16 protein-coding genes are annotated in these 17,381 nt (G+C 45.3%); 9 read left to right on the forward strand and 7 right to left on the reverse strand.

Annotated features, from left to right (window positions below):
• Nucleotides 1-93: 93 nt before the first annotated feature.
• Both ACK1U4_RS06410 and ACK1U4_RS06415 read left to right on the forward strand, forming a co-directional pair.
• Nucleotides 94-1,167: a nitrilase-related carbon-nitrogen hydrolase gene (locus tag ACK1U4_RS06410; RefSeq protein ID WP_419400786.1), complete on the forward strand. Its 1,074-nt coding sequence runs from the start codon at nucleotides 94-96 to the stop codon at nucleotides 1,165-1,167.
• Nucleotides 1,168-1,181: 14 nt separating this feature from the next.
• Nucleotides 1,182-1,634 (forward strand): cyclic nucleotide-binding domain-containing protein, encoded by a 453-nt coding sequence (locus ACK1U4_RS06415; RefSeq protein WP_419400787.1) that lies wholly within the window; start codon nucleotides 1,182-1,184, stop codon nucleotides 1,632-1,634.
• Between the two features lie 18 nt (nucleotides 1,635-1,652).
• Here ACK1U4_RS06415 and xerA read toward each other — a convergent pair whose 3' ends face one another.
• From xerA to ACK1U4_RS06440, 5 genes are all read right to left on the reverse strand, one after another.
• The gene (gene xerA / locus ACK1U4_RS06420) at nucleotides 1,653-2,561 is read right to left on the reverse strand and encodes a site-specific tyrosine recombinase/integron integrase (RefSeq protein ID WP_419400788.1); all 909 of its coding nucleotides are present in this window, start codon (nucleotides 2,559-2,561) and stop codon (nucleotides 1,653-1,655) included.
• 129 nt (nucleotides 2,562-2,690) lie between these two features.
• Entirely contained in the window at nucleotides 2,691-3,659 is a 969-nt protein-coding gene (dapF, locus tag ACK1U4_RS06425; protein WP_419400789.1) for a diaminopimelate epimerase, read from the reverse strand.
• 86 nt (nucleotides 3,660-3,745) lie between these two features.
• Complete coding sequence (gene lysA, locus ACK1U4_RS06430) at nucleotides 3,746-5,053, reverse strand: diaminopimelate decarboxylase (protein WP_419400790.1); 1,308 nt, start codon at nucleotides 5,051-5,053, stop codon at nucleotides 3,746-3,748.
• Nucleotides 5,043-5,273 (reverse strand): LPS translocon maturation chaperone LptM, encoded by a 231-nt coding sequence (lptM, locus tag ACK1U4_RS06435; RefSeq protein ID WP_419400791.1) that lies wholly within the window; start codon nucleotides 5,271-5,273, stop codon nucleotides 5,043-5,045. The genes lysA and lptM overlap by 11 nt, the downstream gene beginning before the upstream one ends.
• Nucleotides 5,274-5,628: 355 nt before the next feature.
• Nucleotides 5,629-5,820: a hypothetical protein gene (locus ACK1U4_RS06440; protein WP_419400792.1), complete on the reverse strand. Its 192-nt coding sequence runs from the start codon at nucleotides 5,818-5,820 to the stop codon at nucleotides 5,629-5,631.
• A gap of 277 nt (nucleotides 5,821-6,097) precedes the next feature.
• Between ACK1U4_RS06440 and ACK1U4_RS06445 the strand changes: the two genes are divergently transcribed.
• The 4 genes from ACK1U4_RS06445 to ACK1U4_RS06460 all read left to right on the forward strand — a co-directional run bounded on the left by ACK1U4_RS06445 (nucleotide 6,098) and on the right by ACK1U4_RS06460 (nucleotide 11,271).
• Nucleotides 6,098-7,273 (forward strand): acetate/propionate family kinase, encoded by a 1,176-nt coding sequence (locus ACK1U4_RS06445; protein ID WP_419400793.1) that lies wholly within the window; start codon nucleotides 6,098-6,100, stop codon nucleotides 7,271-7,273.
• Between the two features lie 9 nt (nucleotides 7,274-7,282).
• Nucleotides 7,283-9,463, forward strand: a complete 2,181-nt coding sequence (gene pta, locus ACK1U4_RS06450) for a phosphate acetyltransferase (RefSeq protein ID WP_419400794.1) — start codon at nucleotides 7,283-7,285, stop codon at nucleotides 9,461-9,463.
• Nucleotides 9,464-9,728: 265 nt separating this feature from the next.
• Entirely contained in the window at nucleotides 9,729-10,511 is a 783-nt protein-coding gene (locus ACK1U4_RS06455; RefSeq protein ID WP_419400795.1) for an NYN domain-containing protein, read from the forward strand.
• Nucleotides 10,486-11,271, forward strand: a complete 786-nt coding sequence (locus ACK1U4_RS06460) for a nicotinate-nicotinamide nucleotide adenylyltransferase (RefSeq protein ID WP_419400796.1) — start codon at nucleotides 10,486-10,488, stop codon at nucleotides 11,269-11,271. The genes ACK1U4_RS06455 and ACK1U4_RS06460 overlap by 26 nt, the downstream gene beginning before the upstream one ends.
• 4 nt (nucleotides 11,272-11,275) lie before the next feature.
• Here the strand turns inward: ACK1U4_RS06460 and coaBC are convergent, their stop codons facing one another.
• The gene (coaBC, locus tag ACK1U4_RS06465; RefSeq protein WP_419400797.1) at nucleotides 11,276-12,589 is read right to left on the reverse strand and encodes a bifunctional phosphopantothenoylcysteine decarboxylase/phosphopantothenate--cysteine ligase CoaBC; all 1,314 of its coding nucleotides are present in this window, start codon (nucleotides 12,587-12,589) and stop codon (nucleotides 11,276-11,278) included.
• A 114-nt stretch (nucleotides 12,590-12,703) separates the two neighbouring features.
• Between coaBC and radC the strand changes: the two genes are divergently transcribed.
• The 3 genes from radC (at nucleotide 12,704) to ACK1U4_RS06480 (ending at nucleotide 17,109) form a co-directional block, all read left to right on the forward strand.
• Complete coding sequence (radC, locus tag ACK1U4_RS06470; protein WP_419400798.1) at nucleotides 12,704-13,378, forward strand: RadC family protein; 675 nt, start codon at nucleotides 12,704-12,706, stop codon at nucleotides 13,376-13,378.
• A gap of 126 nt (nucleotides 13,379-13,504) precedes the next feature.
• A complete protein-coding gene (locus tag ACK1U4_RS06475; protein ID WP_419400799.1) occupies nucleotides 13,505-14,974 on the forward strand; it encodes a DHA2 family efflux MFS transporter permease subunit in 1,470 nt (489 codons plus the stop codon).
• A 131-nt stretch (nucleotides 14,975-15,105) separates the two neighbouring features.
• Nucleotides 15,106-17,109 (forward strand): TonB-dependent receptor domain-containing protein, encoded by a 2,004-nt coding sequence (locus tag ACK1U4_RS06480; RefSeq protein WP_419400800.1) that lies wholly within the window; start codon nucleotides 15,106-15,108, stop codon nucleotides 17,107-17,109.
• A 48-nt stretch (nucleotides 17,110-17,157) separates the two neighbouring features.
• Here ACK1U4_RS06480 and ACK1U4_RS06485 read toward each other — a convergent pair.
• Nucleotides 17,158-17,381: hypothetical protein (locus tag ACK1U4_RS06485; RefSeq protein ID WP_419421665.1), on the reverse strand; the 224-nt coding region annotated here is incomplete at its 5' end.

The raw sequence follows: 17,381 nt of genomic DNA on the forward strand, positions 1-17,381 counted from the left end.
TCACGGATGATTATGCTACAATGAGACTGCTACCCTTTTATTTAGCCCATTTTCCACCAATTTTTAGCCTATTGTTTCTTATGAGTGCCAGCCATGTCCACGCCCAATTTTAACATTGCGATTGTCGAATTAAACAGCCAAACCGATATCATGGCGAATCTTATTTGCATTGAGCAAGGGGTGGCTCTCGCCAGTCACGCAGGGGCAAAACTGGTGGTATTGCCAGAAAATGCGTTTGGCTTTGGCAATCAATCGGCAATCAGTCGATATTTTGAACCACTCAGTGACTGGTGCGGTGCGTTGGCTCGCCATTATCATGTGCATTTATTGGCAGGGACAATGCCTTGTCAATTCCGCCCCAATGGACAAAAAGTCGCTGATGACAAGCTTCGACAAGTCAGCTTATTATTTGACCCAGCAGGCGATTGTGTGGCTCGTTATGATAAAATTCATCTGTTTAAAGCCACGGTTAACGACAGCACAGGCAGTTATGACGAAGGGCAAACTTTTGAGGCAGGGGATACCCCTGTGGTCGCTCACACTGCTTTGGGTAATATTGGTATGATGGTGTGTTTTGACATTCGCTTCCCTACCCTTGCCATCAAACTGCGTGAAATGGGGGCAGACATACTGACCGCACCGTCTGCCTTTACCTATGCCACAGGCAAGGCACATTGGCAATCACTGCTGACCGCAAGGGCGTTAGACAGTCAATGTTTGGTGGTAGGAGCAGGGCAAACAGGACGGCACGGTATTGTCAAAAATACCCAATCTCAACAAACACCGCTTAAAGAAACTCAATTTCAAGAAGTCCAATTCAGAAAAACCCAATTCACAGCAACCCAATTCACAGCAACCCAATTCAGAGAAACATGGGGACACAGCTTATTTACCAATGCCAATGGTGAGGTACTAACTCCCACCCCTGTGAGTTTTAATCAATTACCCCAATTGTTTATCACTGATTTTTCACAAGATTTTGCTGACGTGCTACCCATTGCCAATCAAGCCAAATCGTGGATTCCCCCAAGCGATTGCTATCACTTTTTGCCCATGTTGCCCTCGGTGTTGTTGAGTGCGTGGGATAATTCCGCCCAACAGCAATGGCGACAACAAATTGATTTGCAACAATGTCAACGGTTTGGCATTGTTAATCCCTTGAGTTAATAAAGAATATAATTATGGAAAATATTTTATTTACCCATCTCAAAAACACCCCATTTTTTGCCAAATTTGACCCTTATATGTTTCAAGTGGTCGAGCAACATCTCAAATTTCGAGAACTTGCCCCAAAAGAAGTGCTATTTAATGAAGGTGAACATGGCGATTATATGGCATTTTTATTGGCAGGGGAGCTGGATGTGCTTAAAAATGGGCAAAATGGTTCACTGACCCAAGTTGGCTTGATTAAGGCAGGGGATAACACAGGGGAGATGGCGTTATTGGATACACTGACACGCTCTGCCACGGTGCGAGCGGTTCAGCCATCGGCGTTGGTGACGCTATCACGGCAAGATTTTGAAACCATTTTGGCTGACCATCCTCGTATTGGGGTGGAAATGCTTCGAGGCATTGCGATTATTTTGAGTCTAAAACTCCGCCGAACGTCCGAAACGTTAAGTCGGAAAAGTTAGTAGTGTATTAGAAAAAGGCTACCGCTTGGCACGAGGGTGGGCTTTGTCATACACCTTGGTCAGTTGCCCAAAATCCAAATGTGTATAAATCTGCGTGGTGCTGATATCACTATGCCCTAACAACTCTTGCACCCCTCGCAAATCACCACTGTCACTCAATAAATGCGAAGCAAAACAATGGCGTAGCAAATGTGGGTATAAGTTTTGGGCAATGCCTGCTCGTTTGGCGTGGTGTTTGAGCCGTGATTGCACAGTGCGAGTCGTCAGCCGTGAGCCATGACGCTCACTGATAAATATGGCGGATTCATCGGCTTTTAGCCATAAGGTGCGATACGGTAGATAGTCGCTTATCGCTTGCCACGCCTTACTACCGATAGGAACGATGCGAGTTTTTTCACCTTTACCCACCAAACGCACCAGTCGTTCGGCTTTATCCACATCCGATAAGTTTAGCCCTACCACTTCACTGACTCGCAGTCCACTGCCATAAAGCAATTCAAACATGGCTTTATCACGAGTCCAAAGCTGGGCTTGCTTGGTGTCAGATGGGGGGAGTTGGTCAAGTAGTTGCGATAATAAATCGCTGTCTAACAGCTCTGGCAAGGGGCGTTGTTGGCGTTTGAGCCGAACAGCGGTGGTGGGATTATGGGGTAAGATGGCTTCTGCCACTAGCCACGCAAAAAACTGACGCAATATGCTAAGGTTTTGTTGCACGCTACTTTTGGCAAGATTATCACGCTCTAAGCGAGTGGTGATATAAGTCGAAATATCCGCATAACGCAACACCTCAAGGCTCAAAGCCTGTTCATCAAGGTATTGCCCAAAGGGTTGTAACGCTTGCCGATAACTTCGCAAACTGGCAGGGCTATAATGTTGGCTTGCTAATTGCGACAGCCAACGCTCTGCCAAATTCATGGTATCTATCATACTGCCATTCTCAAGCCAAAATATAAATGATTGATTTCATTAGACATCCCCCAACTTGCCCTTAAAAACGAGAAGTATTCTCCCCTTGTGAAGGGGGAGTTAGAGGGGGTATTGAGAATAACAGATTATTTAACGATAATAGCCAGTTGGCTCATCCGTCACCGCAGGGTCTTGAGCAACGTCTGCACTGGTATTGCTGGTATTAGAGGTATAACTTGGGGTGGTGAGTTTTAACCCTGCCCCTGTCATCAAGCCCTCTGGACTAAACACCCCTTCATACACAAAGGTCGCAGGCCCTGTCATATACAGTGGATAGCCATCTTGCCAACGAATAATCAAACTACCCCCATACAACTGGGCTCGAATGTCCACGCCTTCATCAAGCCAGCCCTCACGAATACCAGTCGCCACCGCCGCACACGCCCCTGTACCACAGGCTTGGGTTTCGCCCACCCCACGCTCATACACACGCAGACGGATATGGCGGTTATTCATCACTTGCACAAAGCCGACATTGACCTTTTCAGGGAAGGCTTCGTGACTTTCGATGGCTTTGCCCAATTTTTCGACATCAGCAGTCAATACATCATCGACTTTAATAACGGCATGCGGATTGCCCATATTGGCGACATACAAGGCGACAGGTGTGCCATCGACATTGAGGCGGTAAGAGTTCTTGACTTGGGTAATGGTTTTGGGAGCGAATGGAATATCCGCAGGGTCAAATTTGGGTTTACCCATATCGACTTGCACCCAGCCATAATCATCCGTGCTAAGGGTAATAATGCCACTGGCAGTTTCGACTCGAATGCGTTGTTTAAATGATAATTTACGAGCCTGTACAAAGCGTGCAAAACACCTTGCCCCATTACCACATTGCTGAACTTCCGTGCCGTCTTGGTTAAAAATCCGATAGCGAAAATCCACATCTGGGCGAGAGGGTGGCTCAACCACCAGCAGTTGGTCAAAGCCAATCCCCAAATGGCGGTCACCCAGTAATTTGACCAGTTCGGTGGTAAGGTTGAGGCGTTGGGTCACAAGGTCGATGACCATAAAGTCATTGCCCAGTCCGTGCATTTTGGTAAATTCAATTAGCATGATTATTCCTTAAAATTATTATAATATGCTGATTATCTTACCATGCTAGACGTTTTTTTATAAGGGGGCAAACCAAAGATAAAACCCTACAATAAATATTCTTTTTCCCACAAACTTTCCACTGTTTCCCTTTCACGGATAACATGAGCCTGCCCATCTTTGACTAAAATTTCACACGCTCTCGGACGGCTATTATAATTGCTCGACATGGTAAAGCCATACGCACCTGCCCCAGTCATCGCCAAAACATCATTATCGCTTAACGCCAATTCACGATTTTTTGCCAAAAAGTCCCCCGTTTCACAAATCGCTCCGACAATATCCCACGCTTTGGGTTCAGCTTGTGAATTTAACTGGGTCGGAATCACCGCCATCACCGATTGATACAATGACGGACGAATCAAATCATTCATCGCCCCATCGACAATCGCAAAATTTTTATGTTCAGTTGGTTTTAAAATATCGACTTTGGTCAATAACACTCCTGCATTGGCAACGATACTCCGCCCCGGCTCAAGGTACAGTTTTAAACCTAGCGTTTTAAGTTTTGGCAATAATAACTGGGCAAATTCGTTGATAGTTGCCACTTGCTCATCCACATACTGCACGCCTAAACCACCGCCCAAGTCGATATGCTCAAGCTCGATACCATCGGCTTTTAGCTGATTGATTAGCTCAATGACTTTATCCAACGCATCAACAAATGGCTGGGCTTCGGTGAGTTGTGAGCCAATATGACAATCAATCCCCACGATGTTAATATTCGGCAAATTTTTGGCAATACCATAAATCCGAGGGGCATCTTCGGCGGTGATGCCAAATTTATTTTCCTTTAATCCAGTCGAGATATAAGGGTGGGTTTTGGCATCGACATTGGGATTCACTCGCAAGGAAATCGGAGCGGTTTTGCCCATACTTTGAGCAACTTGGCTAATGCGGTACAGCTCGGCTTCGCTTTCAACATTAAAACAGGCAATGCCCACGCTCAATGCGGTTTTGATATCATCAGCGGTTTTGCCCAATCCTGAAAACACGATTTTGCTAGGGTCTGCCCCTGCTTTTAACGCCCTTGCTAGCTCGCCCCCAGTCACGATGTCAAAGCCTGCCCCTTGTTTGGCAAGCAGTTGCAACACCGCCAAATTGCTGTTGGCTTTGACGGCATAGCAAACTTGGGTGTCAATCTCGGCAAAGCTATCGACATAGTGTTGATAAGCGTCCAAAATGGCTTGTCCGCTATACACATAGCAAGGCGTGCCAAACTGTTTGGCGATGTCATTTAATAGCACCCCTTCAACCGCTAATTGCTTATCTTGGTAGTCAAAATATGGCAAATGGCTGACATGGTGAATCGGGTCAATGTTAAGCGGTTGTAAAGAGTCGGTATTAATAGTCATTGGCGTTGCCTATATGGTTGCTCGGTAAGGGTGAAGTTGGGTTGACATTGGGGTTTTGCGGATTATCGCTGACAGCTGGTTGGGTGCTGTCATCGGCTGGTTGGACTTGTGGTTCAACGACTGATGAATTTTGTTCTGGTAAATATAACGCCCCTTTTTGTCCGCAGGCGGTGAGGGCTAAGGTAATTATTAAGGTGCTAATTAGATGAAGTTTTGACATAGCAGTGCCTTTAAATGAGAAAAAAATGAAAAAACCCCTATTCTACGGAAATTTTAACAAATTAGAACATTGAGTTTTTTGGTAATATCAAAATGGTAAGTTTTAATAAATCAAATGTAGGGTGCGTCTCACGCACCACTTAGATAGCGTCAGCTTTTTTAAAGGTGCGTATGACGCACCTTACCGATGTCAAAACTTTACTTTTTACACAATACCAATCTTTTATTAATGGGGCTTACGCATTTAACCAAATCGTAGGTTGGGTAGAGCTTGCGATACCCAACAATTTGAAGGGTTTATGTTGGGTGTCATTCTTCCACCCAACCTACAAATGGAATTTTTGCGTAAGTCCTAATTAAATCTCTTCTTGCTCACGAATTTGATTTACCATTTCATTAGTAATGATATGCTTACCACCTGTAAAGGGACGAATACCTGAGATTTGATATAATAATTCATCAGTTGGTTCGGTCAAGTTATCTTCAACAAAATCACTTTGATTGTTTTGCGAATCTTCGATACTAATATGGTAATTAATGACTGTCATGGCGACTTCCATGAATGTAACGTGGGCTATATTAACATGATTCGTCCAGTTTTTGACAGTTGCCAACCAACAGTTTAGCCACAAAAAATTTTATTCATGCGAAAATAATCCCCACCTTTTGCCAATTTCCGCTACAATACTTTGACAACTTTTTAAACAACCTTTTTCAGAAAAAATTGTCATATCAACTGCATTAACACCAAAGATACGGATATCTTTTAATTTCTAAAAAATCATTGTCACACGGAAAGGACAGTGATTATCATAAGGAAATTGTATGAAAAACCCAATCTTGGTACTTAACTGTGGCTCATCGTCCATCAAATACGCTTTACTTAGCGAAGATGGCGAGCGGTTGCAAGGGCTTGCAGAAAACTTAAACCTCGATACCGCTCGTATCAAACACACCAATCTTGATGGTGAAAAAATCGAAATCGCCCTCGCAGGGGCAAACCACCAACTTGCTTTACAAAAAGTCCTTGAATTATTGGCGGACTATAACCCCATTGCCGTGGGTCATCGTGTGGTACATGGTGGACGTGAATTTTCTGAAGCGGTCAAAGTCGATAACCACGTACTTGCCGAAGTCAAACGCCTAAAAATCCTTGCCCCATTACACAATCCTGCCAATGCACTCGGCATTGAAGCGGTGCAAAAAATCTATCCTGAATTACCCCAAGTCGTGGTATTTGACACCGCCTTTCACCAAACCATGCCCCCCAAAGCCTTCCGTTATGCCATCCCAAAAGAGCTATATAATGAACATTATATCCGCCGTTATGGTTTTCATGGTTCATCGCATGCCTACGTCAGCAACCGTGCCGATGAATTGGCAACCACCAATCAAACCAATGGTTGGGTAACTGTGCATTTGGGTAATGGTTGCTCATTGACAGCCGTGTATGATGGCAAAAGCTTGGATACCAGTATGGGCTTGACCCCCCTTGAGGGCGTGGTGATGGGAACTCGCAGTGGCGATGTTGACCCAAGTTTGCACATTCATTTGCACCGTATTTTGGGCTATAGCCTTGACCAAATTGATACGATTTTGAACAAGCAAAGCGGTCTGCTTGGTTTGTCAGGCATTTCTAATGATATGCGTACCGTTGAACAAGCCTCGCTTGAGGGCAATGAAGACGCAAGTTTGGCGATTGAGATTTTCTGTTATAAATCAGCCCGTTATATTGCGTCATTAAGCTGTGCATTGCCGACTTTTACAGGGATTGTGTTTACAGGCGGTATTGGGGAAAATTCAGCCAGCATTCGAGCCAAGATTTTGGCAAATTTACCACATTTTGGCATTGCGGTTGATGAGGCGAAAAATGCTGAATTAAGCCGTGGGGCGGAAGGTAGTTTCCATACAGCCGATAGCAAATTGCAATTGTGGGTCATTCCAACCGATGAAGAAGCCCAAATTGCCAAAGAAACAAAAATGGTATTAGCGATTGATTAAGGAAATAAAATGCAAACAATTTTATTTGTACCCACCAGTAGCGGTGTTGGCTTAACATCAGCTTGTCTTGGTTTTATCCGAGCATTGGACTATGTTGGGCTAAAAGCAGGATTTTTAAAACCTTTCTCCCAAACCATCAGCACAACTGACTTAAACAATAGTGCCGAAGCCACCGACCTTGCCGACAGCTCAAGCACCCTCGCCCAACACGCCTTTAACCTCACCCCACCCACCTCGATTAGCCGAACTCGCCTCGAACGAGTGATTGGCAACGACCAACTTGACGACTTAATGGAAGAAGTGGTCGCCAAACACCAAACTTTGACCGACCAATATGATGTCATCGTGTGTGAGGGCTTGGTGTCCGACAACGACTCAAGCTATGCCGAAGCGGTGAATTTGGCGATTGCCAATGCCCTTGATGCCAAAGTGATTTTGGTCAGTGGTGGCGACTTGACTCAGCCGAATGCGTTAGCGGATAAACTTGACCTGTTCGCTCGTGACTTTGGCGGTATGGCAAATGACCGCACTTTGGGGACGATTTTGATGCGTATCAAGGACGTACCTAACGCCTATGCCACCGAGCCTGTCGCCCCTGGTCAAGCCAAAATCGCCTTATCAAGCGACCAACTCCACGCCATCAAAGCCCATTCCCCAGACTTTGATACCGATAAATTCCGCTTGATTGGGGTCGTACCCTTTAGCAATACCTTGAGCGTGCCTCGTCCGTGGGATATCGCCCAAGAACTGGGGGCAACTTGGCTCAATGAGGGCGAAGCTAAAACTCGCCGAGTGGTTGGCACAAAACTGGTGGCTCGCACCGTTGCCAACCTTGAAGACTCATTCACTCGTGGCAATCTACTGGTGACCGCAGGCGACCGTGATGATTTGATTTTGGCGACCGCACTTGCCACCATGAATGGCGTGCCATTGGCAGGCTTGGTGTTGACAGGCGGTATTATGCCAAACCAAAATGTCATCAACCTATGTCGCCCTGCCCTCAAAACGGGTATTCCTGTGATGTTGGTCAATACCGACAGCTTTGACACCGTGCAACAACTGAGCAATATCAGCCACGAAATCCCAGCCGATGACACTGACCGAGCCGATGAAGTGACCAACTATGTGGCGGCTCACCTTGATTTGGATTGGATAAAAGCCACCTTTAGCCAAGGCAACGCCAATCCTCGCCTATCACCATCAGCATTCCGTCATCAATTGGTGAAAAAAGCCCAACATGCCAAACAGCGTATCGTGCTACCAGAGGGCAATGAGCCTCGTACCGTTGAGGCGGCGATTATTTGCCAAAGCCGTGGTATCGCGAACTGTGTGCTACTTGCCAAACCAGAAGAAGTCAAAGAAGTGGCAGAAAATCTGGGTTTAAGATTGCCAAAAGACCTTGAAATCCTTGACCCAACGCCATTGATTGACAACTACGTCAAACCAATGGTCGAACGGCGTAAAGGTAAAATTGACGAATTGCAAGCCAAAGAACAACTAAAAGACACCGTGGTATTAGGCACGATGATGCTATACCTAGATGAAGTCGATGGCTTGGTATCTGGTGCAGTACATACCACTGCCAATACCGTGCGTCCTGCGTTCCAGTTGATTAAAACCGCACCGCAATACTCACTGGTATCATCCGTATTCTTTATGCTATTGCCAGAACAGGTCGTGGTGTATGGCGACTGTGCCATCAACCCAGACCCTACTGCCGAACAGCTTGCCGAAATCGCCCTACAATCCGCCCAATCAGCCAAAGCCTTTGGGATTGAGCCAAAAGTGGCGATGATTAGCTATTCGACAGGTTCATCGGGTGAAGGGGCTGATGTGGATAAAGTCCGCCAAGCCACTGAAATCGCCAAAGCCAAAGCCACCGAAATGCAATTGGACGTGCTAATTGATGGGCCTTTGCAATATGATGCAGCTTCAGTGATGAGTGTTGCCAAATCCAAAGCCCCTAATTCACCTGTCGCTGGACAAGCCAACGTGTTTATCTTCCCAGACCTTAACACAGGTAACACCACTTATAAGGCGGTGCAACGCTCTGCCAACGTGGTCAGCGTAGGACCTATGTTACAAGGGTTAAATAAACCTGTGAATGACCTCTCTCGTGGGGCGTTGGTCGATGATATTGTCTATACCATTGCTTTGACCGCCGTACAGGCGGATAGCGGGGATTTTTAATTACATTCAACCCATTAATAATAAACAAATGTTTTTGTAAGGGCGTATTGAATACGCCCTTTACTTATAGGACTTATGCAAAAGTAATCGAAACGCTCGCCCTGAGCTTGTCGAAAGGTAGCGTTTCCTATGGTTCGACAGGCTCACCACGAACGGAAACGTCAAAACTGCATAAGTCTTAACTTATTCTAAACGTCAAATTCTATATCCACCCAAAATTTTATGCTAAAATAATCCCAACATTTCGACCAAGACACCCCAACTCATGTCATCAGCCATCAACAGCACCCAACCAACCGATGCACGCCTTGCGGTACTGATTGATGCCGACAATGCCTCGGTCAACCACCTCGACCCCCTGTTGTCAGAAATCGCCACACTCGGCACAGCCAGTGTTCGCCGTGCGTATGGCGACTGGACACGCCCACAAATGAACAGTTGGAAAAACGTGCTACTGTCGCACTCTATCCAACCCATTCAACAATTTAGCTACACCACAGGCAAAAACGCCACCGATGCCAGTCTGATTATTGACGCAATGGACTTACTCTACACCGAACGTTTTGACGGCTTTTGTTTGGTGTCTTCCGATAGCGACTTTACTCGCCTTGCCCAACGCATTCGAGAGCAAGGGCTATTGGCGTATGGTTTTGGGCGTAGCAACACCCCAAAGCCCTTTGTCCAAGCCTGTGACCGCTTTACTTACCTAGAATTTTTTGAAGAAGAAAAACACCCTGCGACCGTGGATTTTTATGATTCGGCAGATATGCTATTTTCGGCTAGTAAACAAATGAAGCCCATTGATGTGGCAATCACCTTTGTTAAAGTGGCGATTGACAGCATGGCGGACGAGCAAGGGTGGGCAAATATCGCCCCTGTCAAAAATTACCTGCTAAAAGTCGAACCCGATTTTGATGCACGTTTATTTAATTTTGATAAATTTAGTGACTTTTTACGAGCCTACCCTCGTTATTTTGAACTGCAAGAACGCTATCCCAACGACAATAACCACAAAGTCGTGTTTGTCCGCAATCGTGAAATCCTCTAACCTCGCCCATAGCCCACGCTTAACAACCCAAGCCCCATGTATTCGAGTATGGTTGGGCGGTTCATTTGACCCCATTCATATCGGACATTTGAGCATTATCGAGCATGTGTATCAACAGCTCCGCAAGCATTTTGCCGATACACCCATCATCGCCAGTTTACTCCCCACGGCAGGCTCACCACTAAAAGACCGTCCCACTCCCACCGAGCAACGCCTTGCGATGCTCAAAGTCGCCATCGAACCATATCCATTTTTGCACATTGATGACAGCGAGCTGGGGCGACCACTGCCGATTTTTACCTTTGATACATTAAGCAACTTTCGTCAACATTATCCCAATGATATTCGCATTTTTATCCTTGGTGAAGACAGTATTTTACAGTTGGATAAATGGTATCGAGGCTTTGAATTGATGGATTTAGCAAATTTATGGGTATTGCCTCGTCCGACTGTGAAACCAAATTGCCAAAACCTTACCACCAATACCAATTCACCACTCACTCAAAATGAATTAAATATGTTGGCAAAAAAACTGGCTATCCCACTAAAAAATCGGCTGACATTTGAGTTAAACACCCTCAAAAATCAGCCCCCTTACCCTATTTTTATAGATAGCTTTGTGCCACCAACAATCGCTAGTCGTGATATTCGCCAATGGGTACAACAAGGTAACCGACAGGCATTGAATGCCGTTGTGCCAGCGAGTGTGCTGGCATTGATTGAGCAATTTGGCTTATATCAGCATCAAGCTATACTGTAACACCCTAATGAATTTGCTCACCAATCAACGCTACCAACTGTTCAGCGATTTTATCCTTACTGGCTTTCTCTAGGCTCACGCCCTCTTCTTTATCCGCAAAAAACACCGTCATTGCATTGTCATCACTGGCAAAGCCTATATCCGTGCGTGATACATCATTACAGGCTATCATATCCAAGTTTTTCGCAGACAACTTGCCACGAGCGTATTTTTCCACATCTTGTGTTTCGGCAGCAAAACCTACGGTAAACACCTCGGCAAATTCATGCGAAATCGTCGCCAAAATATCAGGATTTTTTACCAAATCTAACACCATTTCATCTTGGGTTTTCTTGATTTTTTGCGGAGCAGATTCACGAGTGCGATAATCGGCAACGGCAGCGGTAGCGATAAAAATATCGGCTTTATGATTAATCGGTTCTGGCTCGATATCATTGCCAAATTCGTCATGGTCGTGGTGATGATGGTGATGTTCTTCATCTTCATCATCAAAATCCATCACTTGATGCGGTAATTCACCCAACATCGCTTGGCGAGAGGCTTGTAGCATATCTTCGGCAGACAGCACATTGACACGCTCAACGCCTAGCGGTGTCGGCAGTTGCACCTTACCGCCTGCTATCAATGTCACATTCGCCCCTGCATTACGACAGGCTTTCGCCAACGCAAAGCCCATTTTACCTGATGAATGATTGGACAAATATCGCACAGGGTCAATCGCCTCAACGGTCGCCCCTGCGGTAATGGTGACGTTTTTGCCTGCCAATACTTGCGGTGTTTGGTTGCGAGCGATGACGTAATTCACATACGCCAGCAAGTCCTCTGGCTCAGGCAGTCGCCCCTCGCCCACATCGCCACAGGCTTGCACGCCACTGGCAGGGGTGATAATTTCATAACCCAAATCGCCAAGCGTCTGTACGTTGAGTTTGACCGCAGGGTGTTGCCACATTTGTTGATTCATCGCAGGGGCGACCAACACAGGGGCGGTGGTGGCAAGGCACACGGTGGCAAGCAAGTCATCCGCCATGCCCATCGCAAGGCGAGCGAGCGTATTGGCGGTGGCAGGGGCAATAATCATCAAATCCGCCCATTTTGCCAATTCGATATGTCCCATACCTAGTTCGGCGGTTTCATCGAGTAATTCGCTATGGACTTGGTTGCCAGTCAAGGCTTGCAAGGTCATGGGGGTGATAAAGGCTTTTGCCCCATCAGTCATAATAACTCGCACGTTGTAGCCGTCTTTGATAAGTAGGCGAGCGAAAAAGGCAGATTTGTAGGCAGAAATGCCACCTGTGATAGCAAGGATAATATTTTTCATAGTGTTTCTTTTGAGAATGATTTTGGGATAAAAAATTTGGAGATATAGTAACAATTTTTGCTAAGTTTAGGTATGATTAAGGAAAAATAAAATTAGCCAAAAATAAGGATTTTTATGGCAATCAAAGACTGGCACGAGGACGAACGCCCACGAGAAAAGCTTTTGCAAAAAGGAGCAGACAGCCTATCCGACAGCGAAATCTTGGCGATATTCCTACGCACAGGCACAAAAGACCACTCCGCCATCGAACTGGCACGAGGGCTGATTGAGCGATTCGGCAGTCTTGCAGGGCTACTATCCGCCCCAAGTGAAGAAGTCATGGCGTGTCACGGCATCGGCACAGCAAAATACGCCCAAATCCTCGCCAGTCTAGAAATGGGCAAACGCTACCTTGCTAGCCAAGTCAAAGCCTCCCCCACCCTCGCCTCTAGCCAACTGGTCAAAGACTACCTCACCACCCAACTTCGCCATCTCAAACGTGAGGTATTTGCGGTGCTGTTTTTGAGTAATGAATTGACCTTGATTCAGTTTGAGATTTTATTTACTGGTGGGATTTCGTCTTGCTCGGTGTGCGTGCGTGAGGTGCTAAAAAATGCGTTAAAATATGGGGCAAGTCAGCTCATTATCGCTCACAATCACCCCAATACCTCCGCACAACCGTCTAAGGCGGATTTACAACTCACTCAAGCCCTGTCAAAAGCGTGTGAGTTGGTGGATATGTCGCTGATTGACCATATTATCGTGGGGCAAGATGGAACGAGATCTTTAAAGGAACTTAACGTTTTTTAATCTAAGCAACTAAATAAAAATTGTGTAACATTCTACCTTAAACAATTATATGCCGAATTACAACAAAGGCTACAAAAACTTAGACTACAATACCATGTTTAATGCACTTGTCTAATAATTGATACCATGCCAAATTCCCTCATCACCGAAGATAAAAAACCGCTTCAAAATGACCACACTACCCCCATTTTGACCCCCACCCAAAGCAAATGGCTACCCATCGTGGTAGCGATTGCGTTATTTATGCAGATTTTGGATGCCACGGTACTCAATACCGCCTTGCCCTCGATGGCGACCGACCTTAACCAACCTGCACTCTCGATGCAATGGACGGTGATTAGCTACGCCTTGACGTTGGCGATTTTCACGCCGATTAGTGGCTATATTGCCGACAAATACGGCACAAAAACCACTTTTATGATGGCGATTGGGATTTTTACCGCAGGCTCTATCATGTGTGCGATTTCACCGACTTTGAATAGCTTGATTTTTTCTCGTGTCGTGCAAGGCTTGGGCGGTGCGTTATTGATGCCTGTGGCGAAATTGACCTTGATAAAAAGTTACCCTCGTGAGCAGATGTTATCGGTGATGAATTATGCGGTGATGCCTGCCCTCATTGCCCCTGTGATTGGTCCTTTGGTGGGTGGTTATTTGGTGGAGCTTGCCAGTTGGCATTGGATTTTTTTGATTAATATTCCGATGGGTATATTGGGGCTATGGGCTGGTTGGCAGTTGATGCCCAATTATTTACAACGCAATCCAAGTATGGATTTGTTGGGGTTTTTGCTGTTTGGTGGGGCGATGGCAAGTTTTACCTTTGCCCTTGAATTTGCCAATAATATCAGCCGTGACAAGCCGTTATCGATGATTTTTACCGCTATGGTGGCGTGTTTGGCGGTGATGTTATTGGTGGGTTATTATTTTCATGCCAAATATTCTGAATCTCGTAATGGGCAAAAGCCATTGTTTGGGCTGGATTTGTTTTTGGTGCGGACGTTTCGCATAGGCATTGTCGGCAATTTGCTGACTCGGCTTGGCATGAGTGCTGTGCCGTTTTTGTTGCCATTATTGTTGCAAGTGGTGTTGGGTTATTCGCCCTCGCAAGCAGGGTGGCTACTTGCACCAATTGCGGTGGGGGCGTTATTGACCAAACCTTTGGTGACAAAAGTGGTCAAAAAATTCGGCTATCGCATGACCATGTTTGGCAATACTTTGATAATTGGTATGAATATCATGCTGTTATCACAATTTGACAAAAATACACCCTTGTGGCTGAGTGTGCCGTTGTTGGCATTTATGGGAGCGTGTAATTCGCTACAGTTTAGCACGATGAATAGTATCAGTATCGCACGGCTTCGAGCCAATCAGACCAGTAGCGGTAATAGTTTGTTGTCGGTCAATCAGCAGTTGGCGATTAGCTTTGGGATTGGGCTTGGGGCTTCGTTGTTGCATTTATTGACCCCTGCAAGGGCGAGCTTGGCTCAGACTTCGCAGGCGTTTTCGTATGCGTTTATGCTGTTGGGGCTATTGACGATTGTGTCTGGGTTTTATTTTTTACGCTTGCACCCTCGTGATGGGGCTGGGATGTATCGTTAAGGGAAAATTTGAGTAAAACACCAAATTCCTTCTTAAATTGCGATTTTTTTGTTGATAATGATTATCATTTATATTATTATTATCACTTCATTGTAACACATCCTATTATTTTTGGTAATTTGCGTGGTCTTATGTTAACAACCAATTTTTCCCCAGTATCACATCGTGCATTATCTTATCTTAGCGTCTGTATTTTGACAGCGTTTTATTCGTCATCGGTGTTGGCGAGTGAATCCGAACCCACTACAACGCTACAAACCATCACCTTTAACACCCATCAATATACCCCTCAACGACAGGTCGAAAGTGTCCACCATGACAACTCAGTCAAGGTACAACAAGCCGATTTGATTAGCCAATATTTACCAACCGTAGCAGGCATTAATGTGGGCGGTACGTCTGGAGTTGACCAACATATTTATATTCGTGGTCTAGGTTCGGATAATGCAGGCAGTGGGCTGAAAATCACGGTGGATGGCGTGCGTCAGCCAGAAACTCGTGGCTTTCACCATGCAGGGATTAGTGGGCTTGACCCAGATTTATATAAAACTACCGAAGTCGCTGTGGGTAATAATTCGGTAACGTTGGGCAACAATGCGATTGGCGGTGGCGTGGCGTTTACCACGGTGGATGCTGAAGATTTATTATTACCCAATCAAAAACTGGGGGCAAAAATCAAACTGGGCTATGGCAGTAATGATAAACAATTTCAGCGTACCATTACCACTTATGCCCAGCCAAATGACAAGTTAGATTTGTTATTGTCGTATGGCGAACGTGATAGCGATGGTGGCGAAGATGGTGGTGGTAAACACATCCAAGGCGATGATATTAATATCAAAAATATCTTAGCCAAAGCCAGTGTCACGCCTATTGATGGACATAAAATCACTGCCAGTTATCAGCGTTATGACAATGAGGGGCTATACCCATTTCGCCCAAATGTCGGCTATCAAGCCAATTTGCCCAATAATATTAAAGCAGGTTTTTCTAATAATGAAACCTATACGTTGGGCTATCAGTTTAAACCCAATACAAATTTTGAGCTAAATAGCAAAGTTTATCATTTGACCAATGAAGCCCTATCACAAGGTTTGCGTGGCACAACGCCGATGAGTATTCAGACCGAAGGCAAAACCGATGGGCTTAATGTCAATATCAAACGAAAAATCCACCAAATACACGCCCTTAACTATGGCGTAGAGGCATATAAAAAATCTGCAACCTTACCAACTAGCCAAATTACCGAAGATGCGACCAGTGTCGGCGTGTACTTGCAAGACCGTGTGGACTTTGGGCGATTCGCCTTGACTCCCGGTGTGCGGTTTGACCATTACACCCCATCCGAACGCCTTAGCAGTGAGGACTACAACCAAGTATCTGGAGCGTTGGCAGGTGAGTTTAAGCTTACCCCCAATCATACGCTGTTTGCCAGTTACACTCAGTTGTTTAATGGCCCACCATTGCCAGAAACGTTACAGCAAAATGGGCAGGTCTTTATCAATAATGATGTAAAAGCCGAAACAGGGGCGAATGCCGAAGTGGGTTTTAGCAGTCGTTTTCAAGGCGTGTTGAATGAACAAGATAAATTGTCGCTGACAGCCAAAGCCTTTGACACCAAGTATGATAATAAAATCAATCGTTTAAACGGTATTGATTGTACGACAGGCAAAGCAGTCACAGATGGAAAGTGTGCCAGTTATAGCAATGCAGGCGACACCAAAATCAAAGGCTATGAGTTAAATGCTAAATATCGCCTCAACAATATCAGCCTAAACACAGGCTATGCCCATGCCAAAAGCGAAACCGATAAAGGCTATCGACTTGGTAAAGATGCTGGCGACTTGTTTAATGTTGGTTTTGACTACGCCTTCAATGAGCAATTTAGTTTTGGCAGTAATATTCGCCATGTGGCAAGTTTGACACGCCAAACCAGTGGCACTGCGGTATCACGTTTGCCAAGTTTTACCACTTATGATGTGTTTGGTAGTTATCGTCCTAGTGCGTTAAAAAATCTTAGTATTGATGCAGGGGTCTATAATCTAAGCGATGCTGAGTATGCCGAACATGTTTCAAACAGTAGCGATAAAGCCATGGGACGCAATGTCAAAGTATCCATGAGTTATCAGTTTTAAATCTATTGGTACTGTCGAGGTTAATCATCTCTGTTATCTTTAACTGTATTAGTCCAGACCTAATCTGACAATTCCAACCCAAATCCAAGGGTGATTTGCTAATATTAACCAGGTTAGGCTGATATCAAATTTAAGGCTGAGCATTAGCCACCAAATTGCATACACGATGAAAAAGGACGCAAAAAACTTTTTCATAACTGAAGTTACGCAGTCTTCAACAGCTTTAATTCGGCAAAAGCCGACTGAGAAGCTGAGAGTAATAACCGATATCT

The organism is Moraxella sp. TY6, assembly GCF_048551375.1.
Lineage (GTDB): Bacteria > Pseudomonadota > Gammaproteobacteria > Pseudomonadales > Moraxellaceae > Faucicola.

What these genes read in the sequence shown, in the direction of transcription:
- ACK1U4_RS06410 (WP_419400786.1), top strand. Translation starts at nt 94, where the DNA reads ATGTCCACGCCCAATTTTAACATTGCGATTGTCGAATTAAACAGCCAA.
- ACK1U4_RS06415 (WP_419400787.1), top strand. Translation starts at nt 1,182, where the DNA reads ATGGAAAATATTTTATTTACCCATCTCAAAAACACCCCATTTTTTGCC.
- xerA (WP_419400788.1), bottom strand. Translation starts at nt 2,561, where the DNA reads ATGATAGATACCATGAATTTGGCAGAGCGTTGGCTGTCGCAATTAGCA.
- dapF (WP_419400789.1), bottom strand. Translation starts at nt 3,659, where the DNA reads ATGCTAATTGAATTTACCAAAATGCACGGACTGGGCAATGACTTTATG.
- lysA (WP_419400790.1), bottom strand. Translation starts at nt 5,053, where the DNA reads ATGACTATTAATACCGACTCTTTACAACCGCTTAACATTGACCCGATT.
- lptM (WP_419400791.1), bottom strand. Translation starts at nt 5,273, where the DNA reads ATGTCAAAACTTCATCTAATTAGCACCTTAATAATTACCTTAGCCCTC.
- ACK1U4_RS06440 (WP_419400792.1), bottom strand. Translation starts at nt 5,820, where the DNA reads ATGACAGTCATTAATTACCATATTAGTATCGAAGATTCGCAAAACAAT.
- ACK1U4_RS06445 (WP_419400793.1), top strand. Translation starts at nt 6,098, where the DNA reads ATGAAAAACCCAATCTTGGTACTTAACTGTGGCTCATCGTCCATCAAA.
- pta (WP_419400794.1), top strand. Translation starts at nt 7,283, where the DNA reads ATGCAAACAATTTTATTTGTACCCACCAGTAGCGGTGTTGGCTTAACA.
- ACK1U4_RS06455 (WP_419400795.1), top strand. Translation starts at nt 9,729, where the DNA reads ATGTCATCAGCCATCAACAGCACCCAACCAACCGATGCACGCCTTGCG.
- coaBC (WP_419400797.1), bottom strand. Translation starts at nt 12,589, where the DNA reads ATGAAAAATATTATCCTTGCTATCACAGGTGGCATTTCTGCCTACAAA.
- radC (WP_419400798.1), top strand. Translation starts at nt 12,704, where the DNA reads ATGGCAATCAAAGACTGGCACGAGGACGAACGCCCACGAGAAAAGCTT.
- ACK1U4_RS06475 (WP_419400799.1), top strand. Translation starts at nt 13,505, where the DNA reads ATGCCAAATTCCCTCATCACCGAAGATAAAAAACCGCTTCAAAATGAC.
- ACK1U4_RS06480 (WP_419400800.1), top strand. Translation starts at nt 15,106, where the DNA reads ATGTTAACAACCAATTTTTCCCCAGTATCACATCGTGCATTATCTTAT.